Source organism: Glycomyces sambucus (assembly GCF_900102815.1).
GTDB classification, from domain to species: Bacteria; Actinomycetota; Actinomycetes; order Mycobacteriales; family Micromonosporaceae; genus Glycomyces; species Glycomyces sambucus.
Genome location: NZ_FNGF01000007.1, coordinates 208,508 through 232,876 on the forward strand (window position 1 = coordinate 208,508; position 24,369 = coordinate 232,876).

Here is a 24,369-nt window from a genome sequence, read left to right on the forward strand (position 1 = left end):
GCAGAGGGCCCCCTTTCGCACGCCGTGCTAACCGAGGAACTTCTCGGCCTCGACGATCTTCACGGAGATCTCGAGTCCCTTGGGGGTCTTGTAGACGACGGTCTCGCCGATCTTGTGGCCGAGGATCGCGGCGCCCAGCGCCGAGTCGGGGCTGTACACCGTGAGGTCGGTGGTCGCGGCGATCTCGCGCGAGCCCAGGAGGAACTTCTCGGTGTCGTCGGGGTCGCCGTCGAAGGCGATGGTGACGACGGTGCCGATCTGGATCTCGTCGCTCTCCTTCGCCTCCCCCACCTTCGCGTTGCGCAGCAGGTCCTGGAGCTGGCGGATGCGCCCCTCCTGCTTGCCCTGCTCGTCGCGGGCCGCGTGGTAGCCGCCGTTCTCCTTGAGGTCGCCCTCTTCGCGGCGGGCGTTGATCTCAGCGGCCATGAGCGGTCGGTTCGCGACGAGCTCGTCGAGCTCGCCCTTGAGGCGGTCGAATGCCTCCTGCGTGAGCCAGGTGCCCTGGTTGGCGTCGGTAGCCATGTTTCTCAATCCTCCGAATAGTGCGATCCGTAGTGTGGAGGCCCGCCGCGCGTCACGCGCTGCCCCGGATAGCGAAAGGCCCGCCGACCGGGATGCGGTGCGGCGGGCCGATGGTCTCAGTTCAGTCCGCCTGCCAGCACCTCAGTACCTCACCGGTGTTGACGTCGCCCTCCACGGGGAGGACGTAGGTCATCTCCACGCGGGTGGCGTCGTCGGCCGGGACGTCCACCTCCGCGTAGCCGATCTCGGCCCCGGCGAGGTCGCGGGAGCGGACGGCGCACGTGGCACCCTCGCCGGCCGGCTTGTAGACCTCGAAGGTGACCTCGACCTGCCCGGGGACGGAGTCGTCGAAGGCGAGCAGGCGCTCGGAGAGCTCGTCCTGCCCGTACGACTCCATGAGGAGCCAGGCGGTGACGACCCCGGCCGCGATGACGCCGGCGGTGAGGACCGCGGTGGTCCCGGTGCGGCGGCGGGAGGGCTCGCGGCGGCGACCGTAGCGACCGTCGGGGAAGGACACGGAAGCCGCGTCCAGAGGCGCAGCGGGCACGCGTCCATCCGTGGTCTGCGTCTCAGTCATCGGCGCGGCTTTCCTTCGCGATCAGCGGCTTCGCCGCCGGGAGTCCGGATTCCGGGAGGAACCGGGAAGCAATGATTATCGAGTATCGTTGCACAGAATGCCGGAGCCGACAACTACCGCAGTGCGCGAGTCGGTCCGGGCGCCCTGGATCCCTGTCTCTTAGCCAGCGAGGTCGACTGCTGTGACGAACCGAAGCACTCTGCGTCTGATGTGCGTGCACGCCCACCCCGACGACGAGTCGAGCAAGGGCGCCGGGACGATGGCGCGCTATGTGCGCGAAGGCATCGAGGTCCTGGTGGTCACCTGCACCGGAGGCGAGCGCGGCGACGTCCTCAACCCGAAGATGGACCGCCCCGAGGTCCAGGAGAACCTGCCGCGCATCCGCAGCGAGGAGATGGCCCGCGCCCGCGAGATCCTCGGCGTGGGGCAGCACTGGCTCGGCTTCACCGACTCCGGCCTCCCCGACGGGTGGCTCCCCGACTCCGGCATCGACCTCCCCGAGGACGCCTTCTACCTGGTCCCCACCGAGGAGGCCGCCGCGCCGCTGGTCGAGATCATGCGCTCGTTCAAGCCCCACGTGGTGACCACCTACGACGAGGAGGGCGGCTACCCGCACCCCGACCACGTCAAGACCCACGAGATCTCCGTCGCGGCCTTCGACGCCGCCGGCGACCCCACGCTCTACCGCGACCGCGGCGAGCCGTGGCAGCCGCTGAAGCTCTACTACAACCACTCGTTCGGCAAGGCCCGCATCGAGGCCCTGCACTACGCGATGGTCGACGCCGGCCTCGACTCCCCCTACAAGGAGTGGATGGACGCGGGCGACTGGACCCGCGACAAGGGCGAGCGCGTGACCACCCGCGTCGAGTGCGCCGAGTACTTCGAGGTCCGCGACGCGGCCCTGAAGGCCCACGCGACCCAGGTCGACCCCGACGGGTTCTGGTTCGCCGTGCCGCGCGCGATCCAGGAGAAGGCGTGGCCGACCGAGGACTACGAGCTCGTCGAGTCCCGCATCGAGACCCGCCTGCCCGAGGACGACCTCTTCGCCGGACTCCGGTAACCGCGACACCTCGCTTCACATGGGCCCCAGGGGAACCTGGGGCCTCTTGCTCCACTTGCGACGACGCCTTCGACGGCGCATCGTCCCGTTCCGAGCACCCTCCGTGAGGAAACAACTGTCGGGCTCCCGACACCACGGTGTATTTCCCCGGAAAGTGCGAGAACCTTGCTGCAAGCGCGCTCCCGCGGGTTACCGTGCGGGGGAAACCGGGCCGCACCCAGGGCTCCGAGCGATCTCTCGCGGAGGCGGGCGCAGAACGGAGGTGGAGCCATGGTCAGTCGCGAAACATCGCCGGCGCGGACGAAGTCGTTCGTCGGCAGTCTCCTCGTCGCCACGCCTACGCTGCAGGACCCCAACTTCGACCGCACCGTCGTCATCGGCGTCGGCCACGAGTCCGACGGCGTGCTCGGCGTGGTCCTCAACCGCGCCACCGAGCGGAAGGTCGCCCACTACCTCGACCAGTGGGCCGTGCTCGCCGGCCACCCCGCCGTCCTGTTCGAGGGCGGACCGGTCCAGCCGGACGCCGCGATCGGGCTCGGCTGGCGCAAGGCCGACGCGCCGTTCTCCGACGCGTTCCGTCCGGTGCTCGGGCGCCTCGGCACCCTCGACCTGTCCCGCGACCCCGACGAGGTGGCGCCGCTCCTGGAGGGCATGCGCGTCTTCACCGGGTACGCCGGCTGGGCGCCGGGCCAGCTCGAGTCCGAGATCGACGCGGGCGCCTGGATGGTCTTCGACGCGCTCCCCGCGGACCCGTTCTCGGCCAGCCCCGAGGACCTGTGGTCGATGGTGTGGCGGCGCCAGGGCGGCATGCTCTCGGCGGTCGCGCACTACCCGGCCGACCCGGCGATGAACTAAGCCCCTGGCCGCCAGGCCATGAGGACGACCACGGCCGTGTAGAAGACCAGGTTGAGGCCGGAGAGGGCGAGGAGGCGGCCGCGGTGCTGCTCCAGCAGCTCGCCGTCCATGACGCCGTGCGCGTCCTGGAGCTCCTTGCCGATGCGGGCGAGCACGGCCGGGACGACGGCCGCGCCGTTGACGACCGCGACCACGTAGAGCGTCGCGGCGATGATGAGCCAGGCGTCGGCGAACGAGTAGCGGTCGCTGGTGGTCGTCGCGAGCACCCCGAAGAGAGCCGCGACCAGGGTCAGCGCGTTGAAGAGCATGGTGCGGCGCCCCGCGGTGTGCACGCGGTCGCCGTCGCGCTCGCGCAGGGCCCGCTCGCCGAGCCAGGGCAGGAGCATGGCCGGGCCGACGCAGATCACCACCGTCAGCACGTGCAGGATCACCAACAACGTGTGCATAGTGTGATCTTACGGACATACAAGTCATGAAACGGCGGAAACGGCGCGCGGCGCCAGTGTCGGACCGGGCATCGACAGTGCCCTGAGAACAACGACAGGCCGGGACGCTTGCGCGTCCCGGCCTGTCTTCGGTGGAGCTGCAGGGAATCGAACCCTGGTCCTCCGCGGCCTTCGTGAGGCTTCTCCGGGTGCAGTCCGCTGTGCCTTTTATCGAGCCCCACCGATCACACGGACGAGTCGGTGGGACGGGCTCTAATCGCCGAAAGTCTCGGACGACGTCCCAGCGATCAAGACGTCGGCCACAGCATCCTCAGATGATGCCGCTGGTCCAGGGCGGATGCGCCCCTGGAGCGGCAAACTTCACACTCGCTTAGGCAGCGAGGGCGAAGTCAGTGCGTTGCTTTGCGTTGGCACTTGTTGGTTTCCAACATCGGTTTACGAGACGGCGTTGGCTTCCTCGACCCGCTTCCCTCACGTCAACGTACGGAGTCGAAACCGATCAGCCCCTGGATGGGTGCCAGGTGCAACGTCGAGTGAGTGTTCATCACCCTGTTCAGTTGTGCTGTGGAATTCTACCCCGCTGCAACGTGCCGGGGCGAACCGATATTCCCCCCGCGGCGCGGCGGGGGCTAGCGGCCGCGCTTGGCGGCCACGCCCGCGGCGCGCTCGATCTCGCGGTCGGCCTCGCGCTTGGCGATCGCCTGCCGCTTGTCGTAGTTCTTGCGCCCGCGCCCGAGACCGAGCTCCATCTTGGCGTACCCGTTGAGGAAGTACACCGACAGCGGGACCAGCGTCAGGCCGGCCTCGTCGAGCTTCGGGGCGAGCTTGTCCAGCTCCGAGCGGTGGAGCAGGAGCTTGCGGATGCGCCGCGGCGGGTGGTTGGTCCACGTCCCGTAGTCGTACTCGGGGATGTGGAAGTTGTGGACGCGCGCCTCGCCGTTGTGGATCTCGGCGTACGCGTCGACGATGTTCCCCCGGCCCTGCCGGAGCGCCTTGACCTCGGTCCCGGACAGGACCATGCCGGCCTCGTAGGTGTCCAGGATCTCGTAGTCGTGGCGGGCCTTCCGGTTGGTCGTCACCACCGAGCGCTCGGAACCCGAGTGCTTGACCTTCTCCTGCTTCTTCTTGGACACCAGACAAGCTTAACGATCGAACATCTGTATGTCGAAAGCTTATCGGCACAGGCAAGAGGGAAGGTACTTGACGGGATTGACCCTCTCCCCGTGGACGCGGACTTCGAAGTGGAGGTGCGGGCCGGTGCTGTCGCCGGTGGTGCCGACCGCGCCGATCTCCTCGTCGCGGTCGACGCGTTCGCCGTAGTCGACCCAGATGCTCGACTGGTGCGCGTAGCAGGACGTGACGCCGCCGCCGTGCGCGATGCAGGTGAGCTTGCCGTAGCCGGAGCTCCAGCCCGCGTAGACCACCTTGCCCGATGCCGCGGCGTGGATCGTGGTGCCCGAGCCGGCGGCGAAGTCGGTGCCGCCGTGGAGGCGGGCGTACCCGAAGATCGGGTGCATCCGCCAGCCGAAGTCCGAGGACTTCCAGCCGTCGACGGGCACCACCCAGCCGCCGCCCCCCGACGAGGAGCCGCCGCCGGAGTCCCCGCCGCCGTGGTCGTCGTCGTTGTCGTCCTCGCGGCGCAGGGCGTCGGCGAGCCGCTCGGACTCGGCCTCGAGGTCGTCGTAGTCGGCCTGGGCCTCGTCGCGGGACGCCTCGGCGACGGCGAGTGCGGCCTGCTGGTCGGCCTGGAGCTGCTGCACCGCGAGCTGCGCGGCCTCGGCCTCGGCGACGCGCACCTGGGCGTCGGCGAGGGCCTGCGCTGCCGCGGCCTCGGCGGCGACGGCCTCGGCTTCGGCGGTGGTCGCGGTGTTCTCGGCGTTGGCGGCCTCGCGGCGGGCGAGGGTGACCTCGTCGACCGCCTGGTCCTTGCCGTCCATGAGGAACTCGAGGTAGGTGAGGCCGTCGATGGCCTCGGCAGGGCTGTCGGAGGCGAGGATCGCGTCGACGGTGAGCAGTTCGGCGCCGCGCGCGGTGGCGTTGAACAGGTCGGCGCGGGCCTCGCGAGCCTCCTCGACGACCGCGGCGGCGGCCTCGTAGGCGGCTTCGGCGGCGGCCAGGGCCGCGCGGGCGGCGTCGGCGTCGCGCTGCGCCTGGGCGGCCTCGGACTCGGCGGCGGCCACCCGGCCCTGGGCCGCGTCGACCTCGTGCTGGGCGTCGGGGAGGCGGGCCTGGGTCTCGGCGAGCACGCCGCCGGCGGCGCGGACCTCGTCGGAGGCGTCCTCCAGTTCGGCGGCCATCTGGGCCTTCTCGCGCTCGACCTCGTCGAGGTCGGACTGGGAGACCCCGAACGCGGGGCTGCTCGCGGTCCCTGCCAACAGCAGGGCCGCGAGCAGCCATCCGATGCGCCTCATAGCGCCCGAATCTAGTCCATCTGCGACGGATCTTCAGGGCATTCGGGACACGCCGCCCCGAACGGGTGACCTTAGACCTTGATGTTGAACCGCAGGGTGATCCAGGCGGTGATCGCGGAGATCACGGCGGAGATGCCGGTGAGGATCGGCAGCAGCAGCAGGATCGACTGCATCTGGATCGGCGGCATCAGGCTGAAGAGGTCCGCGAACTCGCCGTCGATGACGAGGAACTTCGCGGCGATGAGCGTCGCGAACGCGAAGATCGCGCCGATGACGCCGGCGAAGACCGCCTCCAGGACGAACGGCGCCTGGACGAACCAGTTCGGGGCGCCGACGAGCTTCATGATCGCGACCTCGCGGCGCCGCGAGTAGGCGGCGACCTGGATCGTGTTGGCCACCAGCATCAGGGCCGCGATGCCCTGCACGAGCGCGACGATCAGGGTGAGGCGCTGGGCGCCGCCGAGGATGTCGAACACCTGCTGGAGGATGTCGCGCTGGTTGGTGACCTGGTAGACGCCCTCGCGCTCGGAGAAGTCGGCGATGAGCTTGTCCGCGTCGTTGATGTCGTTCATCTTGATACGGAAGGCGGCCGGGAGGACCTCGGCCTCGACGGCGTTGACGAGGTCCTCGGACTCCTCGAAGGTGTCCTTGAAGCGCTCGAACGCCTCTTCCTTGGACTCGTACTGGACCTGGGCGGCGTAGCCGCTGTCCTCCAGCTCGGCCTTGATCTGGTCGGTCATCTCCGGGGTGATGTCGCGGTCGAGGTAGACCACCACCTCGAGGTTCGTCTGGTAGTACTCCTCGATCACGTCGACCTGGTTGTACAGCAGCAGGCCCGCGCCGAGCATCGTCAGCGAGACGGCCATGGTGATGATCATGGCGACGGTCATGGAGATGTTGCGCCACAGTCCGAGGAAGACCTCGGACATCACGTACTTCGCGCGCATTAGCTCTGGTTCTGCCTTTCGCTCAGCCGTAGACGCCGCGCGCCTGGTCGCGGACGATCTGGCCGTTCTCGATCTCGATGACGCGGCGACGCATCTGGTTCACGATGTTGGAGTCGTGGGTGACCATGAGGATGGTGGTGCCGGTGCGGCTGATCCGGTCGAGGAGCCGCATGATCTCGATCGAGGTGTCGGGGTCGAGGTTTCCGGTCGGCTCGTCGGCCAGCAGGAGCAGGGGGCGGTTGACGAAGGCGCGGGCCACGGCCACGCGCTGCTGCTCGCCGCCGGAGAGCTCGTGCGGGTAGCGGTGCTCCTTGCCGCCGAGGCCGACCAGCTCCAGGACCTCGGGCACGACGCGGCGGGCCACGGACTTGGGCTTGCCGATGACCTCGAGCGCGAACGCCACGTTCTCGGCGGCGGTGCGGTTGGGCAGCAGCCGGAAGTCCTGGAACACGCAGCCGATGCTGCGCCGGTACGCGGGGGTCTTCCAGCGGCGCAGGCGCGTCACGTCGATGTCCCCGACGCTGATCTTGCCCTTGTCGGGGACCTCTTCGCGCAGCAGGAGCTTGATGATCGTCGACTTCCCCGCACCGGTGGGGCCGATGAAGAACACGAACTCCCCCTTGTCGATGAAGACGTTCATGTCCTCCACCGAGGGGCGGTTCGACCGGGGGTAGTGCTTGGTTACACCCTCAAGCTGAATCACGAGGCGGAGTCTATCCGCCGATTCCCGAAGCCGTGGCGGCGGCTCCAGTACAAGCGTGGCATATTCCGTCGTTTCGGACCCATATGTCACGACCGCCCGGGGGTAACGACGTGATTTCGCCCGAACGGGGGAAGCATGTGTGGTCAGGAGGCCCATGCGGGGGCCGCGAAGGGTCACCGGGCCGCGACGGGGGGTCCACAGCGGATCGTAGATCCTATAGGAAACAGGACCTACGATCCGGTGCTAGCTCGTCGACTTCTCGCCGCTCTTGCGCCAGCGGATGCCGGCCTCCAGGAACCCGTCGATGTTGCCGTCGTAGACGCCCTTGACGTCGGCGGTCTCGAAGCCGGTCCGCAGGTCCTTGACCATCTGGTACGGGTGCTCGACGTAGGAGCGCATCTGGTCGCCCCACGAGGCGGTGGCCGAGCCGCGCAGCTCGTCGACCTTGGCCCGCTCCTCGTCGCGGGTGCGCTGGAGGAGCTTGGCCTTGAGGACGGCCATGGCGGTGGCCTTGTTCTGGAGCTGCGAGCGCTCGTTCTGGCAGGAGACGACGATCCCGGTCGGGAGGTGGGTCAGGCGCACCGCCGAGTCGGTGGTGTTGACGCCCTGGCCGCCGGGGCCCGAGGAGCGGTAGACGTCCACGCGGATCTCGTCCTCGGGGATCTCGTCGATCTCGTCGGTCTGCTCCAGGGCCGGGACCACCTCGACCGCGGCGAACCCGGTCTGGCGGCGGCCCTGGTTGTCGTACTTCGAGATGCGCACGACGCGGTGCGTGCCCTGCTCGACCGAGAGGTGGCCGTAGGCGTACGGGCCCTTGACGGCGAAGGTCGCCGAGCGGATGCCGGCCTCCTCCGCGTACGAGACGTCGTACACCTCGGTGCCGAAGCCGTGCGGCTCCGACCAGCGCAGGTACATGCGCATGAGCTGCTCGGCGAAGTCGCACGCGTCGGCACCGCCGGCGCCGGAGCGCACGGTCACGACGCAGTCGCGCTCGTCGTACTCCCCCGACAGGAGGGTGCGGACCTCGAGCTCGTCGACGGCCTTGCGGATCGAGGCGAGCTCGGCGCCGGCCTCGGCCGCCGCGCTCGGGTCGTCCTCGGCGTCGGCCAGCTCGAACAGGACCTCGACGTCGTCCATGCGCCCGTGGAGCGAGGCGAGCTTCTTGAGCTCGGCCTGCACGTAGGAGAGGCGGGAGGTGAGCTGCTGGGCGTGATCGGGGTCGTCCCACAGCCCGGGGTCGGCGGCCGCGGCCTCCAGCTCGGCCAGCTCGCGCCGGAGCGCGGGGAGGTCGAGGACGGCCTCGACGCTGGCGAGCGTCGCCTTGAGTTCGCGGAGATCGGCTGAAACATCGACACTGGTCACAACAGATCAGGGTACGCCTGTATTCGGGCTCATACGAAACGGGACGCGAGCCCCGTCTGGGGCCGCGTCCCGCTCCGTGCTTGAGGTCGTGCGACCGGCGTCGGCGCCGGGTCTAGTCCACTACTACCGCTTCTTCAGCCAGCTCAGGGCCGAGCGGTGGTAGCCGATCGCGAACTCCATCGCGATCGCCGCGTTCGGGTCCTCGTCCGCGTAGTCCTTCGCGGCGGCACGGGCCTCTGCCAAGGCCTCCTGGTGCTGCTCCACCGCGTCGGAGAACATCTCGTCGGCGGTGTCCTTCGAGAGGTAGTCGAGGAAGGCCGTGCGCAGCGCGACGGGGTCGCGCAGCTGGCCGATGCGGGCCGGCTCGTTGAGCCAGCGGGTGAACGCCCGCTTGCCGTTGGCGCTGATCGTGTAGGGCACCGAGGCGCGGGGCCCGGGCTTCCCGACGCGGACGAGGCCCGCCTCGGCCAGCGCCGGGAGTTCACGGTAGACCTGCGAGCGCGTCATGGTCCAGTACGGACCGAGGCGACGGGTCGCCTCCGCCATGAGTTGTCCGCCGGTCATCGGTCCTTCGTGCAGCAAGCCCAGCAATGCTGCTGAGGTCGCGTTGAGTTCTTTTCCTGCCATAGCCGACAGGATGCCATGTGGATGCCGCCCTGACAAGTGGACAGCTCCAATGTGTCGATTGAACGCGGCCGATGGTTCATGCTGCGTGACCATGGAAAGCACTGCGAGCCTTGTGATTCCACCGGAGGGCGATACGGGATTGCAACGCCTGATCGGAGAATTCCAAACGTGTGATCCCCATCGCCCTCATCGGTTCGGGTGACGCGGCGTCACTCGGCGCGCATGGATCATTATCGACTGTCGCGGCCGATTTCACTTGTCGGCATGGGCGAACCGATGAGGTCCGATCCGGGCGACTCGGCGTCGCCACCGCCCTCAGTGGAGTCCTCGGTCGCTTCTTCCGATCCGGACATACCAGGCGATTCCCCCTCTTCGTCGGGGCCTTCCGTCTCCGCCCCTTCAGGACTGGACGCCTCCTCGTCCGGCGTGGCGGACTCGCTCGGTCCCGCTTCCGTTGGGTCCGCAGAGGACTCGACAGCGGACGTAGCGGCCTCTTCGGACGGATCGGCCGCATCCTCCGCATTCGGGACGTCAGGGCCGGTCAGGGTCGCCACGGCCCAGACCGCCGCGGCCGCGACGGCCACGAGGGCCAGTGCGGCCATGAGGAAGCGGGCGCGGCGGGGGTTCTCGGCGGGCCCGGACTCGGCGGTCATGAGCGCGGCGATCCCCTGCGCCTCGGGGGCGTGCGGGGTGACGGGGTCGTAGGAGAAGGCCCGGGTCGTGTCCCGTTCGCGCAGTTCGGGTTCGATCGGCGCGGTGGCCTGGCGGGAGAGCCGCGGTGCGAGGCGGCGCAGCTCGGCGGCGATCGCGTCGAGGTCGCCGCGGGCGCGCGGGTCGAGCGAGAGCAGCGTCTCCACGACCTGCCACAGGTCGCGGTCGACGGCGGCGGGCTTGACGGGGATGCGGGTGAGGTGGCGCTCGACCACGTCGGTGATGGACCCGCCCCGGTAGGCGCTGTGGGCGGTCAGGGCCTCGTAGAGGACCAGGCCGAGCGCGTAGTTGTCGACCCCGGTGCTCGCGGAGTCGCCGGAGGCGACTTCGGGGGCGATGTACTCGGGGGTGCCGTGGGAGGGGGCGGTGCGGGAGGCGGCGGCCCGGGCGATGCCGAAGTCGACGAACTTGACGCCCTCGGTGCCGTGGAGCATGAGGTTGCCGGGCTTGACGTCGGAGTGGCGGTACCCGAAGCGGTGGATCGCGGCCAGGGTCTCGGCGGCGCTCGCGCACCGCAGGGCGGCCTCGGCGGCGGGGAGGGGCCCGTGGCGGCGCAGGTGCTCGCGCAGGTCGAGGCCCTCGATGAACTCCAGGACGACCGCGCAGACCGTCTCGGTGACGATGAAGTCCTTGACGGCGACCACGCCCGGGTGGTCGATAGTGCGCAGGATCTCGGCCTCGGCCCGGAAGGACTCGAAGATCTCGGCCTCGCCGCGCAGCTCCTCGCGGAGCACCTTGACCGCCGTCCACTCGCCGGTGATCCGGTCGAAGGCCCGCCAGACCACGCCGACCGCACCGCGCGCGATCTCCTGCTCCAGGACGTAGCGGTCGGCCAGCACGGTCTTCATGGCAGCTCCCGGGGGTGGGTGGCGAAGCGGGCTGAATCCACTGTAATCGGGACGTCACCGCAGCTCAGCGGCGGGTTGGCAGGCTGGCACGATCGGGGGATACAGCTCCGGGCCGCGCCGTCGCGCGAACGGGGGTTCAACGGTCGCGTGCTGTGAGTGCGGGACCACTACACTTGCGCCCATGTCCCTCGTACGGCCAAGCTTTGAACAGACTGCCGAAACTCAGTGCCGAATCAGTGGTGATCGCCTGTGACCGAATTGCGATGGCGCTACGGCGCCGCCACCGACGTGGGCAAAGTCCGCGACCTGAACGAGGACTCCCACCTCGCGTCGCGGCGGCTGCTCGCGGTGGCCGACGGCGTGGGCGGCGCCGCCGCCGGCGAGGTCGCCAGCGGCGTGACGATCGCCGAGGTGACCCGCCTCGCGCGCCGCTCCCCCGCCGACGCCCACGCGGAGCTGGGCGAGGTCGTGGAGGCCGCCCGCGACCGCATCCGCGCCGCCGTGGCCGAGAACCCCGAGTCCGAGGGCATGGCGACCACGCTGACGGGCCTGTGGCTCGGCGACGACGCGGTCGACATCGTCCACATCGGCGACTCCCGGGCGTACCAGGTCCGCGGCGAGGACTTCGTCCAGGTGACCGTGGACGACTCGTACGTGCAGCACCTGGTCGACGAGGGCGCCATCACCCCCGCCGAGGCCCAGGACCACCCCTACAAGTCCGTGGTCACGCGCGTGCTCCAGGCGAACCCCGCGCCGGCGCACTTCGAGACCCGGCCCGCCCTGGTCGGCGACCGGTACATGCTGTGCTCCGACGGGCTCAGCGACGTGGTGGACGACGCCGTGATCGAGAACGTCCTGCGCGACTTCGCCGACCCCCAGGCGGCCGCGGACGAGCTGGTGCGCCTGGCCCTGGAGGGCGGCGGCCCCGACAACGTGACCGTGGTCGTCGGCGACGTGTCGGAGCACCGCGCGCGGCGGCGCTGGCCGTGGGTCCTCGGCGCGGTGGCCGCGGTCCTGGTCGTGGCCGCGATCGCCTTGGGCCTGTACTTCTTCTGACGCCGGCGCCTCCGCTGGGGGAGGTGCCGCAGGGGCTTCGCCGAGGGCCGTCCGGATCACCGGGCGGCCCTCGGCGCGTCCGCGGTCACGCGCGGGTGTGGACGTAGGTCGCGCCGTCGGGGTAGGTCACCGCGAGGGTGTCGGCCCCGGCGTCGTACGCGAGCTCCAGGACGATCGCCTCGCCGGTCTCGGGCTCGGTGCCCTCGAAGCGGTGCGGGTCGGCGTCGCCGAGGACGATCGCGCCCGCGTAGGAGCCGTGCTGGTTGGCGAACGAGGCGAGTTCGGCGGTGCCGTCCTCGGCGACGGCGAGGGTCGAGCCGTGGGGCCCGACCTCCTCCTCGTCGGCCTCCCAGGTGCCGACCAGGACCTCCAGGCGCGGGTCGGCCCCGGGCTCGGTGGCCGATGCGGTGGCGGTCGGCTCGGCCGTGGCGCTGGCGGAGGCGGTGGGTTCGGCGGTGGCCGAGGCGGCGGTCTCGGTCGGGTCGCCGGAGCCGCAGGCCGCGAGCGCGGCGGCCGTCGCGGCGATCGCGGCGGCGGTGGCGAGGTGGCGGTGGAGGGGGTGGCGTCGCATGGGGGTGCTCCTTGTCGTTGCGGTGAGTGGTCCTCACTGACATGACGCGCGAGCGCCGCCTCCGTCTCTCACGGTTTCGTGCCGTTCACGCTCAGTCGAAGTCGAGGCCGAGGTTCGCGCCCTCGGCACGGGCGCAGTACTCGAAGAACGCGTCGTCGTCGGCGGTCACGTTGGCGAGGTGGCCGTGGAGTTCGTAGCCGATGATCCCGACGAGGCGGTTCCAGGCGAGGATGAGCCGCGCGGTGTCCTCGACGGTGAAGTTCCCGTCCTCCAGGAGGACGAGCATGGCGGGCTCGATCGCGGCGGGGTCGCAGATCGGGCCGGTGCGGGGGCGCAGGCCGCGGTCGCGCTTGACGTCGGCGACGATGCGCGCCAGCGTGAGCGGCATGCGGGCGGCGATCTCGGTGGTGAGGTGCGGGGCGGCGTAGCCGGGCACGGGGGTGCCGAAGAGGAGCGCGTACTCGTGGCGGTTGGCCAGGGACCAGTTCCGGACGCCGCGCCAGACGCCGAGCCAGCGGATCTCGGGGACGGCCTTGGGGCGGTCGGACCGCTCGGCGGCCTCGCCGACCTCGTTGTAGCACTCGATGAGGAGGGCGGTCAGGAGTTCGTCGCGGCTCGCGAAGTAGCGGTACACGGCCGAGGAGGCCATGCCGAGGTCGCGGGCGACCGAGCGCAGGGACAGGCCCGGCGCGCCGACCTCGCCGAGCTGGCGGCGGGAGGAGGCCAGGATCTCCTTGGTGAGCTCGGCTCGGGCGCGTGCTCTGGCGGTTCTCGGCGCGTTCATGAGGCCAGTGTACAGAAACGAGAGCACCGCTCTTGCGTTGTCGGGGAGCTTGTGCAATCATTGCTCGCAACAGAGAGCGCCGCTCTCGACAATGAGCGGTGAAACCCCAAGGAGCCCCCGTGCCAGTCCCCCAAGCCCCCGACTCCCGTGCCCGCACCGGCGCCGTCGCGTTCGGCCTCGCCGGCGTCCTCTTCGTCCTCTACGAGGCCGTCGCCCCGCGCGCCGACCAGACGACCCTCGAAGGCGCCGAGTCCTGGACGACCGCCGGCTGGGCCGTCGCCCACCTCGCCGCGATCGTCGCGCTCATCCTCTTCCCCCTCGCCTACGGCGCCCTCCGCGGCCACCTCGAAGGCACCCGCAACGAGAAGACCGCGTTCCTCGCCGCCACGACCGGCTACATCGGATCGGCGCTGACCATCTCCTACTACGGCGCCGAGGTCTACGGCCTCCGGGCGATCGGCGAGCGCGCCGTGGCCGACGGCGACGCGACCCTGACCGAGGTCGCCGACGCCTTCCGACTCGACTCGGTCGCCATGAGCGTCTTCGCGATCGGCCTGGTGCTCATCGCCGTCGCGGCCGTGATCGCGGCGGTCGCGGTGTGGCGTTCGGGCACCCTGAACCGGTGGAGCGGTGTCCCGTTCGCCGCCCTCATGGCGACGTTCCTGCCGCAGTTCTTCCTCCCCCACGCGGGCCGGATCGCCTGGGGCGCTTTGGTGGCCGTCGCGGCGCTGTGGCTCGCGGCCGAGATGTGGAGGGCCGCCGCCAAGGCCCCGGCGACGGATCCGCAAGCGGCGTAAGCGAACACGGCGAGGGCCCCGCGACCACCGGTCGCGGGGCCCTCCTTGCTTGCGCGACCATCGGCCGCACGAACGGTCCTAAGCGGACAGTGCGATGCCGTCGAGGATGTCGTGCTCGCTGATGAGGACCGCGTCGATTCCGCTGCGCTCCATGACGGTCCGCAGCACCAGCGCGCCGCCGGCGATGACGTCGGCGCGGCCCGGGTGCATCACCGGGATCGCCAGGCGCGCGGCGTGGTCGGCCGCGGCCAGGTCGGCGGTGGTCTTCGCGACCTGCTCGTAGGTGAGCCGCGTGCCGTCGATCGCGACCGGGTCGTAGGCCGGCAGGCCCAGCGCGATCCCGGCGATCGTCGTCGCGGTCCCGGCGACGGCCACGAGCTCGGTCGCCTCCCGGTCGGGGTCGGCGACGGCGAGCGCGCCGTCGACGATGCCGGTGATGTCGGCGACCGCGGCGTCGATCTCCCCGGGAAGCGGCGGGTCGGAGCGGAGGTGGCGCTCGGTCATGCGGACGCAGCCGACGTCGACCGAGACCGCGGCGGTGACCAGCGCGCCGGTGCCGCGCACGAACTCGGTGGAGCCGCCGCCGATGTCGATGAGCAGGCGCTGGCCCGCGTGGGCGGGGAGGGTGGCGACGGCGCCGGTGAAGGACAGTCGGGCCTCCTCGTCGCCGGTGATGACCTCGGGGGCGCGGCCCAGCGTGGCCTCGACCATGGCGGTGAAGTCGGCGGCGTTGGCGGCGTCGCGGCTGGCGGAGGTGGCGACCATGCGGACCGCCTCGGCGGCGTGCTCGCGGATCTCCGCGGTGTAGCCGGCGAGGGCGACGCGGGTGCGTTCGATGGCGGCCTCGGAGAGGCGGCCGGTGCGGTCGACGCCTTCGCCGAGGCGCACGACCTCCATGCGGCGCACGACGTCGCGGAGGCGCCCGTCCTCGCCGATGTCGGCGATGAGGAGGCGGATGGAGTTGGTGCCGCAGTCGATGCCGGCGACGCGTCGGGTGATCATTCGGTGTCCTCGCGGTGGGCGCAGCTGGAGTTCCGCCACCACTCGGGCAGCAGGTCGAGGGCCTCGTCGCCCATGGGGCTGACGCCGGGGCCGGCGGCCAGGGCGTGGCCGACGAGGGCGTGGAGGCACTTGACGCGGTCGGGGAGGCCGCCGGCGGAGACGCCGGCGATCTCGGGGACGTCGCCGAGGCGGGCGCGGCGCGCGAGGTAGTCCTCGTGGGCGCGCCGATGGTGCTCGGCGAGTTCGGGGTCGGCGCCGAGGCGTTCGTTCATGTCCTTCATGACGCCGCCGCCTTCGAGGCGCCCGATCGCGGAGGCGGCCTTGGGGCAGGTGAGGTAGTACGTGGTGGGGAACGGCGTCCCGTCGGGCAGGCGCGGCTCGGTCTCGATCACCGCGGGCTGGCCGCAGGGGCAGCGCCAGGCGACGGCGTGCGCGCCGCGGATGGGGCGTCCGAGCTGTGCGGAGACGGCGGCCGCGTCGGCCTCGGTGACTTCTTGAGGCGCTTGGGGCCACGCTTCCGGCTTCACTGGATCACTCCGCTGGTTCCTCGGTTTCCTCTGGGTCGAGCTGGTCGGCGTCTTCAAAGGTAGCGGCGAGCTCCTCGTACCAGGACGCGTCGGCCCCGGTCTCGTCGTCGGCGCCGCCGGTGTGCTTGGGGTCGTCCTCGTCGATGACGATGACGAGGTCCTCGCCGGGGGGCACGAGGAGGAGGCTGGAGCGGATCTGCGCCTGGACGTACTCGGGGTCGTCCCATTTGAGGCGCTCGGCCTCCAGCTCCTCGATGCGGTCCTCCTGGGCGGACTGCTCGGCTTCGAGGCGGTTGATCTCGATGCGCTGCTCGACGTAGGTGCGCAGCGGGTAGGCGTACGCGAGGGCGAGCGCGGAGAGGACGAGCGCGAGGACGGCGGCGCGGCGGGAGACCTTGCGGGCGGGGCGGTAGCGGACCCGCTTGACCTCTGCCCGCCCGGCGGTGCCGGGCGCGGGGCGCCGGGCGGCGCGGGTGCGGCCGGGACCGGTGGATCGTCCTCCGGGGCGGCTGGGTCGGCGGCTCGCGTTCACGGGCCCAGCCTAGTCGATGCCTCCCCACACCGAGGCGTTCGAAGGCCCCCGCGCCACTGGCGCGGGGGCCTTCGATGCACGAGCGGCTTCAGCTCCCCTTCAGGTCCCTGCGGCTACGTTTGCAACCGGGGGCCCTTGACCCAGAGGTGGATCAGCCCTGTCCCGATCCGGCGGCTCCGCTTCAGGTCCCCTTCAGGTGCGACCGACTACGGTTGCGACCGGGGGCCCTCAGCCCAGAGGCGGATGCGGCGCGCCCTGAAGCGGGCCGCGTCCCGCTACTTCCCGAACTTCGGGAACGCCGAAGCACCGGCGTAGCGGGCGGCGTCGCCGAGATCCTCCTCGATGCGCAGGAGCTGGTTGTACTTGGCGACTCGGTCCGAGCGGGCCGGGGCGCCGGTCTTGATCTGGCCGCAGGTCATCGCGACGGCCAGGTCGGCGATCGTGGTGTCCTCGGTCTCACCGGAGCGGTGGCTCATCATGCAGCCGAAGCCGGCGCGGTGCGCCATCTCGACGGCGTCGGTGGTCTCGGTCAGCGAGCCGATCTGGTTCACCTTGACGAGGAGGCCGTTGGCGGCCTTCTCGTCGATGCCCCGGCGGATGCGCTCGGGGTTGGTGACGAACAGGTCGTCGCCGACGATCTGCAGGCGCGAGCCCACGGCCGCGGTGAGCGAGGACCAGCCGGCCCAGTCGTCCTCGGACAGCGGGTCCTCGATCGACACGAACGGGTAGGCGCCGATGAGCTCCTCGTAGTAGGCGCTCATCTCGTCGCCGGTCTTCTTCTGGCCCTCGAAGAGGTAGGCGCCGTCGGTGAAGAACTCGGTGGCGGCCACGTCCATCGCGAAGGCGATGTCGGTGCCGAGCTTGTAGCCGGCCTTCTCGACCGCCACGGAGATGAGGTCGAGCGCGGCGCGGTTCGAGTCGAGGTTCGGCGCGAAGCCGCCCTCGTCGCCGAGGCCGGTGGACAGGCCGCGGTCCTTGAGGACCGACTTGAGCGCGTGGTAGGTCTCGGCGCCCCAGCGCAGGGCCTCCTTGAACGTCGGCGCGCCGATCGGGGCGATCATGAACTCCTGCACGTCGACGTTCGAGTCCGCGTGGGACCCGCCGTTGAGGATGTTCATCATCGGCACCGGCAGGAGGTGCGCGTTCGGGCCGCCCACGTAGCGGTACAGCGGCAGCTCCGCCGAGTCGGCGGCGGCCTTCGCGGCGGCGAGGGAGGCGCCGAGGATGGCGTTCGCGCCGAGGTTGGACTTGTCGGGGGTGCCGTCCGCGTCGAGGAGGGCCTGGTCGACGAGGCGCTGCTCGGACGCCTCGATGCCGATGAGCGCGTCGCGGATCGGGCCGTTGACGTTGTCGACGGCCTTCTCGACGCCCTTGCCGAGGTAGCGGCCCTTGTCGCCGTCGCGCAGCTCGATGGCCTCGAACGCGCCGGTGGAGGCGCCGGACGGGACGGCCGCCCGCTGGAGCGTGTCGTCGTCGAGCAGGATCTCCACTTCGACCGTCGGGTTCCCGCGGGAGTCGAGGATCTCCCTCGCGCGGATGTCTTCAATCGCAGCCACTGTCACTCCTGAAATAGCCGAATCTGACGATCGGCCCCGTTTCGGGGCCGTGTCCGAAGGATTTCGGCCGACCCGACGCTGCGCCGGCCACAGCTGTTCAGCCTACGCCCCGGCCCCGGCGGCAGTGCCTCCGAGCCGCGAAAACGCGATGGCGCTCGCGCCCTCCGCTCGTGTTACATGGAGGATGGACTCGGCGCTATATGGTGGAGTCGAACCTCAGATCAGACACCTGTGCTAGGCGTGCCCCCCAGGATGCCGACGGGTCGGGCCGCGGCCCGCGACCGCCGCCGAGAGCGCCCGGGCTACTCCATCGCCCCGCACTATGGAAGTGGAGCCCCATGATCGTGCAGAACCCCCTTCGGCGCTGCGCCGTGCTCGGCGCGGCGTCGCTGCTGGCGCTCGCCGGCTGCTCCGGCGGCGGAGGCGGCGAAGCCGCGGCCTCGGAGGACCAGGCCGCCCTCACCGAGCTGAGCGAGCGCCTCTCCGACGGCGACGGCCACGCCTACACCGCCGAGTACCGCGTCGAGGACACGGACGACGCGCTCCTCGTGGCCGTCGACCCCGAGGCCGGCACCGCGGCGGTCGTCGTCGGCGACCGCCCGTCCATGTGGTCGGGCGGCGACGAGACCGCGCTCGCGGCCTGGCTCGGCCAGGAGCTCGACGGCCTGCTGCCCACCGAGGCCGACGTCGCCGCCTGGCTCGCCGCCGCTGCCGCCGACGCCGCCGCGTCGGCGGAGTTCTCCGACACCACCCTCGCCGGAGAGCTCGCCGACTGCGTCGACGTCCAAGGCGCGGCTGACGCGCCCGTCGGCTCGTTCGAGGTGTGCGTGACCACGGTCGGCGTCATCGCGAGCGTCACCGCGAAGGTCGGCGACACCGCCTACACCGCCAAGCTCGTGAACTACCACGACGGCGTCGACGCGGCCTGGCTCGAGGACATGAGCGGACAGGCGACCACCAGCAATCAGTGAGCACCACGCCGCGCGGCGCGTTACAGTCGCTCGGCGGGCCGGGTCGGACGCAACGGGGGTTCACCTGAGAAGGTGGCGGCGCCGGGCCCGGCCCGTTCACCAGCCGATGAGTAGCCCGCATCACAAGGCTTATCCCGCTTGCGCACCCCCCACGAGTACCGTGTAAAGTTGTCGTCGTTGCCGCGGCAAGCCGCGAAGACAAGGCAAGCTCCCGTCGTCCAGGGGCCTAGGACGCCGCCCTCTCAAGGCGGAAACGGCGGTTCGAATCCGCTCGGGAGTACAGATCACAGAGCCTCGGCTTCCGCCGAGGCTCTGTTGCCGTCTTCGGGACGAATCAGCTCCGGGCGTACTCCAACTCGGCAACGCTTCCCATCCTCGACCGTGGTTGTGCAGGGGCTCATCCGTTGAGAGTCGTTTGAGGCTGCCCAGGGTGATCTCATGCCCCCAGAGGAGCAGGCTCTTGAATCGTGCATTCATCTGCCTCGCGCAAAGGCAGCTCAACGCGCTCTCGACAACAAGCCGAAGCGGCCGAACGATCCTGCAAGCCTCGTACTGCCGGACAGACACCAGGACAACGCGATGAACGGGCCGCTGTGCGACACTTGGCTCGAAGGCGGCCACTCCAGCGCTGATCGTCTAACCCAGCAATCGCACCCCACACGATACGAATCGCCCGGACTTGAATACGGCACCTGCTTCTGCAGTCGTGGCTGCGAGCAGTCAGAGGAGATCAACGTGTACATCGTCGGCAAGCATGATGCCATCTCGAACGGCGAGGTTCGTCACCTGATCACCCGCGCACTCCTCGAAGCCGTGAGCACCGAGGACCTGAGCGTGCGGATCCTCCGCGGCGGTTACAGCGACGCACTCGTAGCGCTGTGCGCTTCCAGCGAGTTGAGCCCGGTGGTACTGAAATTCGGCCCCATGGAGAAGATCGAGGCCGAACATCGTAACCGCCTTGCCTACATGGGAGAGGACGCCTGGCTGGAGGAGCACGGACTGAACGAGCTCTTCGCCCCGGTGGAGATCGAGATCGAGCACCGCAAAGTGGAGTGGTCCATGATCGCCTACCGGTACCGGGGCGGCGGATCGTTCGAGGAGTTGAAGCACTTCAACGACTTCGAAGGATTCATCGGCTCCTACCTCTGGAGCTCCGATCGGGATGCGGCGCCTTCGGACAACACCGTGAGCGAGTGCTTCCGCGCCATGGCCTTCACCTTAGGCGCGGACCGCGGAATCACCCAGGGAGGACCGCTGCAGTCCCTCGCTGAATACGTCCCTTCGGTCGACTGGGAGGAAGGCGTCTCCGCGGTCATTCGCACCGCCGCCGCCTTCTGCCCCGATCTGAACGAGTTGAACGGACTCCGAGAGTGGTGGGACGAGAACCTCAACGGAGTGCTCTTCGCCCCGGTACACGACCGTCGCCGGCTCCACGGCGATGCCCGCTTCGCAAACGTCCTGGTCGACGATGTCAGGTCCGAAGTCCACCTCATCGATTTCGGCAGCGGCAGACTGGGGCACGTCTTCGAGGACTTCGCGCGGTTCGAGCTGGATCTGCTGTTCAAGTCAGTGCCCAAGGTCAACGGATCGCAGGAGGTGGACCGGGCCCAACTCGTCACCGCCGTCAACTTCGTCCTCAGGGACGAGGTCAATCTCGGCAACGAGGAGTTGAGCAGCCGGAGCCTGAAGTGCCTCCGCTTGTGGCGGAACGCGATGTGCCGTTCGTTCCCGCAGCTCAAGCATTCCGGTGGCCTGATGATGTACCGGTGGTTTCTGCTGGGGGAATGCTTGAAGCGAACTACCTGGGTGAACATCGACACCGCAGTCCTGATCTTCACCATCTGCGCACTGCGGCAGTACCTGTCGGACGGAGCGTTGGACTCGACTTGGATCTCAAATGCACCGCAGTCACTGGCGTCGCAGTTGCAATGCCGTGCGGCATACGTACCCACTCGCGGCTCGGAGCGGCTGGTCAACAACATGCGAAACGATGCAAAGAAAGGTGCGTTGAGCGATCACGACCGCCGAAAGTCGGCAGTGCGCCTGCTTGCTGAGACCGGGCAGTCCTATCTCTCTCCACGAGGAGTGTTCAGCAACGAGGTCCGGGACGTGCTCCGCGACGGCGGCAGGCTTCAGGTCGTCATCCTCAATCCACTGCTCACCGAGTATCTCGGACTCTCGGCCTGCTACGGCGGCTCAGGCGAGGACGGGTACCAGGCCAATGAGCTCCTGGAGAGGAAGACACAAGAGAGTATCCGCGGATACCAAATCCTAGAAGCGGAGTTCGGCACGGCCGTTGAGCTGCGACTCGCCAGGTTCGGCCTCGCTCAAACCATCCTGCTGACGAGCGGGTCCTCTTTCTTGGAGCCATACTTCAGATACGCGAGAATCGAACGCGAGCGGTTGCTGTTCGACTCATTTGAGCTTGAGCTGGAAGGCACTGGAACGCACAGTAGGTCATTGCTCGAGGAGACGTTCAGTTTCCACTGGGCGCACTCCGACACCTGCGTTCCAGTCAAAAATACAAAAGGGAAGCACGGAAAGTAATATTTCAAAGACTGCAAGTGCCTTTGGAGTTTCCACGCAGCAAGGTTGTAGTGGATGTAGGGTCCTGCGACTATCATCGGCTTCCGCAAGTTGGGCCCGGTGAGTTCGGGGCGAGGTCGGGTATCCGATTCTCCTCCGCTGGAATGGAGAGGGGCTGGTGGGCGTGATCGGTGTGGTCGGGGAGGCTCTGGTCGATCTGGAGGTCGTGGCGGCTGACGCGCGGCATCCTGTGGCGCATCCCGGTGGGAGCCCGATGAATGTCGCGGTGGCGCTGGGCAGGTTGGGAACCGAGACCGCGTTTCTGGGGCGGTTGTCGAGGGACGCGTTCGGGAAGCTGCTGCGGACGCACCTGGCGGAGTCGGACGTCAATCTGGGTTGGCTCGTCGATGCCCCGGAGCCCACGAGCCTTGCGATCGTCTCCGTTTCCTCTGACGGTTCGGCGACATATGCGTTTCACACCGGGGGTACCGCGGACTGGCAGTGGCGCACCGACGAGCTGCCGCGTGAGCCCGGGCTGGACGCCGTGCATGCCGGGTCGCTGGCGCTCGCGCTGGAGCCGGGCGGGCCGGTGCTGGAGCGGTGGCTCGCGGGGTTGAGCACCGGGACGACGATCAGTCTCGACCCGAACGTGCGGCCGGCGCTGCTGGGCGACCGGGACGCGTACCGGGAGCGCGTGGAGCGGTGGATCGGGTTCGCGTCGATCGTGAAGGTGTCCGACGAGGACCTGGCGTGGATCTGGCCCGCCGAGGAGCCCGAGGCGCTGGCCGAGTCGTGGATGGCGAAGGGCCGCAAGCTGGTCGTGATCACCAAGGGTGGTGACGGCTCGCTGGTGTGGGCCGGCGGGGAGTCGTTCGCCGTCGAGGCGGCGCCGGTGGACATGGTCGACACCATCGGGGCCGGGGACTCCTTCAGCGGCGGCCTGCTGGACTGGCTGAGCCGCAACGGGCGGCTGCGCCGGGAGGACCTGGACGGTCTCACCGCCGCCGAGGCGCGCGCGGCGGTCCTGTTCGCTTCGAAGGTGGCCTCGGTGACCTGTTCCCGCGCGGGGGCCAATCCTCCCCGCCGAGCCGAGTTGGAGTAACGGCGATCTGAGGGCCCGGTCCCTCTTCCGGCCGGGCCCTCCTCTTGTCTAGGGCGCCTTGACCACTGACGCTGCCGTTGCCTTGACCTCGTGGATTCCCTGGCGGCCGAAGGGGTCTCGCACCTCCACCGCGAGGCCCGGGGCGAGGAACCTCGCGACCTCGTGTTCGCTCGCGAGGCCGTCGTCCCCTGCGGGTTCGGGCTTCCAGTCGTCGCCGCGCTCGTGGTACTCGGCGAGGAATTCGCGCAGGGCGTCGAGGTCGGTCAGGGCGTCGCCGCGCATGGCCTGGACCTGGAGGTCGACCCGCCAGGCGCCGTCGGGGAGCTGTGTCTCCCAGACGCGCTGGACGAACGCGACGCCGCCCCATTCGAACTCGAAGTCGGAGGCGGCACCGAGGCGGTCGGGCAGGTACCCGACCGCGAGGCCGCCGATGTGCGTTTCCTGGCTGCTCACAGTCATGTCTCCATTGTAGGCATTCGTCCCGATCGGGTGCGCTAGTCGCTTGATCCTGATTGTCTGTGAACCAACGATTGCGTAAGTTCGCCATGTCTTGTGGGTAAAAGATGTGATTCACCCCTTGCGACCGAACGACATCCCATGATTCGATGATCCCGGTCGGCCGCGCATTCGCGCATGTCGATCCGTGTACCCCGGCAGACGCAGCGTTCACCCTCCCCCACAGGAGCCCTCCATGCAGACACTCAAGCGCGCGGCGGCGGTCGTCTCGTCCGCCGCGCTGGCCGTCCTCACGGTCCTCGTCCTCGACACGGCCCCGGCCGAGGCCGTGCGGCCCCCGGGCATCCCGTCGCTCTCGACCGTCCAGTCCGAGCTGAACCAGCTCACCGTCGCCTCCGAGTCGCACGGCGACTCCTACGACCGGGACCTGTTCCCGCACTGGTCGAGTGTCGGCGGCGGGTGCACCGCACGCCAGTACGTCCTCAAGCGCGACGGCAGCAACGTCGTGACCGGCTCGGACTGCCAGCCCGACTCGGGCTCGTGGCAGTCGGACTTCGACAACGTCTGGACCTCCACGGTCTCCAACGCCACCGTCGACCACGTGGTGGCCCTCTCCGAGGCGTGGGCCTCGGGGGCGTGGTCGTGGACCACCGCCGAGCGCCAGGCCTTCGCCAACGACGTCAGCTCGCCGCAGCTGTGGATCGCAACCACCTCGGCGAACTCCTCGAAGAGCGACTACGACCCGGCCGAGTGGATGCCCACGAACTCCTCGGTCCGCTGCGACTACGTCAAAGCCTGGACCCACGTCAAATACCTCTACGACCTCACGGTCGACAGCGCGGAGAAGTCCGCCATCCAGTCGCACCTGAACGCCTACTGCTAGCACGCGGAACGGCGGCGCCCGGTTCGGGGCGCCGCCGTCCTGCGTTCATGCTCATATGGTCGTGAGCAGGGCTATCAGGCCCACCAGTCCCGCGAACACGAGCGCGACGATCGCGATGATGAGCCCGGTGAGGGCCAGTCCGCGGCCGGAGACGCCGCCCTGGGCGGTGCGGATCTGGCGGCGCGCGTAGATCGCGAGGAAGAGCGAGCCGAGGCCGAACAGGCCCGCGGACATGAAGAACGTGAGCCCGGCCAGCGGGCTCACGGCCGCGAAGATCAGGCCCGGGAAGGCGCCGAGGACGGCGCCGATGCCGGCGACCAGCGAACCGATCGCCGGTCCGGACGGGATCGGCTTGAGGCGCGGCTGCACGATCGGGAAGCCGTCGATCATCACCGGCGCCGGGGCGGTCCAGTGCGAGTGGGCGGGGTAGAAGGCCGGGACCTGCGGATACGGCTGCTGGGGGTAGCCGTAGACCGGCGGGCCCGGCGGAGCGGGCTGCATCTGGGGCTGGTTCATCGGAGCCTGGGGCGGCTGGAG

At 69.7% G+C, this 24,369-nt stretch carries 26 protein-coding genes, 1 tRNA gene and 1 other RNA gene; 9 read left to right on the forward strand and 19 right to left on the reverse strand.

The features are described 5' to 3' along the window. Positions 1-27 precede the first annotated feature (27 nt). Complete coding sequence (gene greA / locus BLS99_RS21230) at positions 28-522, reverse strand: transcription elongation factor GreA (protein WP_091053726.1); 495 nt, start codon at positions 520-522, stop codon at positions 28-30. Between the two features lie 121 nt (positions 523-643). Then, positions 644-1,069: a DUF4307 domain-containing protein gene (locus BLS99_RS21235; protein WP_176953469.1), complete on the reverse strand. Its 426-nt coding sequence runs from the start codon at positions 1,067-1,069 to the stop codon at positions 644-646. Positions 1,070-1,307: 238 nt separating this feature from the next. Between BLS99_RS21235 and mca the strand changes: the two genes are divergently transcribed. Together mca and BLS99_RS21245 are read left to right on the forward strand one after the other, a co-directional pair. Then, complete coding sequence (gene mca, locus BLS99_RS21240) at positions 1,308-2,159, forward strand: mycothiol conjugate amidase Mca (protein ID WP_091053728.1); 852 nt, start codon at positions 1,308-1,310, stop codon at positions 2,157-2,159. Positions 2,160-2,429: 270 nt separating this feature from the next. Further along, a complete protein-coding gene (locus BLS99_RS21245) occupies positions 2,430-3,014 on the forward strand; it encodes a YqgE/AlgH family protein (protein WP_091053729.1) in 585 nt (194 codons plus the stop codon). Here the strand turns inward: BLS99_RS21245 and BLS99_RS21250 are convergent. The 9 genes from BLS99_RS21250 to BLS99_RS21290 all read right to left on the reverse strand — a co-directional run bounded on the left by BLS99_RS21250 (position 3,011) and on the right by BLS99_RS21290 (position 11,069). Continuing rightward, positions 3,011-3,460, reverse strand: a complete 450-nt coding sequence (locus BLS99_RS21250) for a DUF2269 family protein (RefSeq protein ID WP_091053730.1) — start codon at positions 3,458-3,460, stop codon at positions 3,011-3,013. The two genes, BLS99_RS21245 and BLS99_RS21250, sit on opposite strands and share 4 nt — an antisense overlap. Positions 3,461-3,589: 129 nt before the next feature. Next, positions 3,590-3,967: a transfer-messenger RNA gene (gene ssrA / locus BLS99_RS21255) on the reverse strand. A gap of 122 nt (positions 3,968-4,089) precedes the next feature. Then, positions 4,090-4,593 (reverse strand): SsrA-binding protein SmpB, encoded by a 504-nt coding sequence (gene smpB, locus BLS99_RS21260; protein ID WP_091053731.1) that lies wholly within the window; start codon positions 4,591-4,593, stop codon positions 4,090-4,092. A gap of 39 nt (positions 4,594-4,632) precedes the next feature. Further along, positions 4,633-5,871: a M23 family metallopeptidase gene (locus tag BLS99_RS21265; protein ID WP_091053732.1), complete on the reverse strand. Its 1,239-nt coding sequence runs from the start codon at positions 5,869-5,871 to the stop codon at positions 4,633-4,635. 71 nt (positions 5,872-5,942) lie between these two features. After that, a complete protein-coding gene (gene ftsX / locus BLS99_RS21270; protein WP_091053733.1) occupies positions 5,943-6,818 on the reverse strand; it encodes a permease-like cell division protein FtsX in 876 nt (291 codons plus the stop codon). Between the two features lie 22 nt (positions 6,819-6,840). After that, the gene (locus tag BLS99_RS21275; protein ID WP_091053734.1) at positions 6,841-7,521 is read right to left on the reverse strand and encodes a cell division ATP-binding protein FtsE; all 681 of its coding nucleotides are present in this window, start codon (positions 7,519-7,521) and stop codon (positions 6,841-6,843) included. A 243-nt stretch (positions 7,522-7,764) separates the two neighbouring features. Further along, positions 7,765-8,883, reverse strand: coding sequence for a peptide chain release factor 2 (gene prfB / locus BLS99_RS21280; RefSeq protein WP_091053735.1), 1,119 nt, complete (start codon positions 8,881-8,883; stop codon positions 7,765-7,767). A gap of 123 nt (positions 8,884-9,006) precedes the next feature. After that, a complete protein-coding gene (locus BLS99_RS21285) occupies positions 9,007-9,510 on the reverse strand; it encodes a PadR family transcriptional regulator (protein ID WP_091053736.1) in 504 nt (167 codons plus the stop codon). A 230-nt stretch (positions 9,511-9,740) separates the two neighbouring features. Then, a complete protein-coding gene (locus tag BLS99_RS21290) occupies positions 9,741-11,069 on the reverse strand; it encodes a protein kinase domain-containing protein (protein WP_091053737.1) in 1,329 nt (442 codons plus the stop codon). Positions 11,070-11,318: 249 nt separating this feature from the next. Here BLS99_RS21290 and BLS99_RS21295 point away from each other — a divergent pair, with 249 nt between their 5' ends. After that, positions 11,319-12,125, forward strand: coding sequence for a PP2C family protein-serine/threonine phosphatase (locus BLS99_RS21295; RefSeq protein WP_091053738.1), 807 nt, complete (start codon positions 11,319-11,321; stop codon positions 12,123-12,125). Positions 12,126-12,210: 85 nt separating this feature from the next. On the opposite strand, the gene BLS99_RS27490 is transcribed toward BLS99_RS21295, so the two are convergent. Continuing rightward, positions 12,211-12,696 carry a hypothetical protein gene (locus tag BLS99_RS27490; protein ID WP_091053739.1) on the reverse strand — a complete coding sequence of 162 codons (486 nt, stop codon included), beginning with the start codon at positions 12,694-12,696 and terminating at the stop codon, positions 12,211-12,213. Positions 12,697-12,787: 91 nt separating this feature from the next. Further along, positions 12,788-13,480, reverse strand: a complete 693-nt coding sequence (locus tag BLS99_RS21305) for a TetR/AcrR family transcriptional regulator (protein ID WP_091053841.1) — start codon at positions 13,478-13,480, stop codon at positions 12,788-12,790. Positions 13,481-13,599: 119 nt separating this feature from the next. Here BLS99_RS21305 and BLS99_RS21310 point away from each other — a divergent pair, with 119 nt between their 5' ends. Further along, complete coding sequence (locus BLS99_RS21310) at positions 13,600-14,277, forward strand: hypothetical protein (protein WP_091053740.1); 678 nt, start codon at positions 13,600-13,602, stop codon at positions 14,275-14,277. Positions 14,278-14,355: 78 nt separating this feature from the next. On the opposite strand, the gene BLS99_RS21315 is transcribed toward BLS99_RS21310, so the two are convergent. From BLS99_RS21315 to eno, 4 genes are all read right to left on the reverse strand, one after another. Then, on the reverse strand, positions 14,356-15,279 hold the full coding sequence (locus BLS99_RS21315; RefSeq protein WP_176953470.1) for a Ppx/GppA phosphatase family protein: 924 nt from the start codon (positions 15,277-15,279) through the stop codon (positions 14,356-14,358). Then, complete coding sequence (locus BLS99_RS21320; RefSeq protein ID WP_091053741.1) at positions 15,276-15,806, reverse strand: DUF501 domain-containing protein; 531 nt, start codon at positions 15,804-15,806, stop codon at positions 15,276-15,278. Before BLS99_RS21320 ends, BLS99_RS21315 begins: the two co-directional genes overlap by 4 nt. Before the next feature lie 4 nt (positions 15,807-15,810). Then, positions 15,811-16,338 (reverse strand): FtsB family cell division protein, encoded by a 528-nt coding sequence (locus BLS99_RS27495; RefSeq protein ID WP_091053742.1) that lies wholly within the window; start codon positions 16,336-16,338, stop codon positions 15,811-15,813. Between the two features lie 275 nt (positions 16,339-16,613). Further along, on the reverse strand, positions 16,614-17,894 hold the full coding sequence (gene eno / locus BLS99_RS21330) for a phosphopyruvate hydratase (RefSeq protein ID WP_091053743.1): 1,281 nt from the start codon (positions 17,892-17,894) through the stop codon (positions 16,614-16,616). A 344-nt stretch (positions 17,895-18,238) separates the two neighbouring features. On the opposite strand from eno, the gene BLS99_RS21335 reads away from it, so the two are divergent. The 4 genes from BLS99_RS21335 (at position 18,239) to BLS99_RS21350 (ending at position 22,493) form a co-directional block, all read left to right on the forward strand. Beyond that, a complete protein-coding gene (locus BLS99_RS21335) occupies positions 18,239-18,865 on the forward strand; it encodes a hypothetical protein (RefSeq protein WP_143034895.1) in 627 nt (208 codons plus the stop codon). A 207-nt stretch (positions 18,866-19,072) separates the two neighbouring features. Next, a tRNA-Glu gene (locus tag BLS99_RS21340) sits at positions 19,073-19,145 on the forward strand. A gap of 455 nt (positions 19,146-19,600) precedes the next feature. Continuing rightward, positions 19,601-21,412, forward strand: a complete 1,812-nt coding sequence (locus BLS99_RS21345) for a phosphotransferase (RefSeq protein WP_091053745.1) — start codon at positions 19,601-19,603, stop codon at positions 21,410-21,412. A 157-nt stretch (positions 21,413-21,569) separates the two neighbouring features. Further along, positions 21,570-22,493: a carbohydrate kinase family protein gene (locus tag BLS99_RS21350; RefSeq protein WP_176953471.1), complete on the forward strand. Its 924-nt coding sequence runs from the start codon at positions 21,570-21,572 to the stop codon at positions 22,491-22,493. Between the two features lie 48 nt (positions 22,494-22,541). On the opposite strand, the gene BLS99_RS21355 is transcribed toward BLS99_RS21350, so the two are convergent. Continuing rightward, complete coding sequence (locus tag BLS99_RS21355; protein ID WP_218126768.1) at positions 22,542-22,952, reverse strand: hypothetical protein; 411 nt, start codon at positions 22,950-22,952, stop codon at positions 22,542-22,544. A gap of 232 nt (positions 22,953-23,184) precedes the next feature. Here BLS99_RS21355 and BLS99_RS21360 point away from each other — a divergent pair, with 232 nt between their 5' ends. Then, positions 23,185-23,832: an HNH endonuclease family protein gene (locus BLS99_RS21360; RefSeq protein WP_091053747.1), complete on the forward strand. Its 648-nt coding sequence runs from the start codon at positions 23,185-23,187 to the stop codon at positions 23,830-23,832. Positions 23,833-23,883: 51 nt separating this feature from the next. On the opposite strand, the gene BLS99_RS21365 is transcribed toward BLS99_RS21360, so the two are convergent. Then, entirely contained in the window at positions 23,884-24,348 is a 465-nt protein-coding gene (locus BLS99_RS21365) for a DUF4190 domain-containing protein (protein WP_143034897.1), read from the reverse strand. Between the last annotated feature and the right edge of the window lie 21 nt (positions 24,349-24,369).